General features: G+C 69.2%; 1 pseudogene. It reads left to right on the plus strand.

The features are described from left to right. Positions 1-517 (plus strand): annotated as a pseudogene (locus tag BFF77_RS13815) (squalene--hopene cyclase); the annotation flags it as partial.

A 517-nucleotide genomic window follows, 5' to 3' on the forward strand; every position in this document is an offset into this window, starting at 1 on the left:
GGCTGGTGGAAGGGCGACCTGGAGACCAATGTGACCATGGACGCGGAGGATCTGCTGCTGCGGCAGTTCCTCGGCGTCCAGGACGCCCGTACCACCGAGGCCGCGGCCCTCTTCATCCGCGGTGAACAGCGGGCGGACGGTACCTGGGCCACCTTCCACGGCGGTCCCGGTGAACTCTCCGCCACCATCGAGGCCTATGTCGCGCTGCGGCTGGCCGGGGACAGTCCGGAAGCCCCGCACATGGCGCGCGCCTCCCAATGGGTGCGTGAGCAGGGCGGAATCGCCGGGAGCCGGGTCTTCACCCGTATCTGGCTCGCCCTGTTCGGCTGGTGGAAGTGGGACGACCTGCCCGAGCTGCCGCCCGAAATGATCTATCTGCCCAAGTGGTTCCCGCTCAACATCTACGACTTCGGCTGCTGGGCCCGGCAGACCATCGTGCCGCTGACCGTCGTCTCGGCGCAGCGCCCCGTACGGCCGGCTCCCTTCCCCCTGGACGAGCTGCACACCGATCCCGCCC

The organism is Streptomyces lushanensis (assembly GCF_001700515.1).
In the GTDB taxonomy this organism is placed as follows: Bacteria; Actinomycetota; Actinomycetes; order Streptomycetales; family Streptomycetaceae; genus Streptomyces; species Streptomyces lushanensis.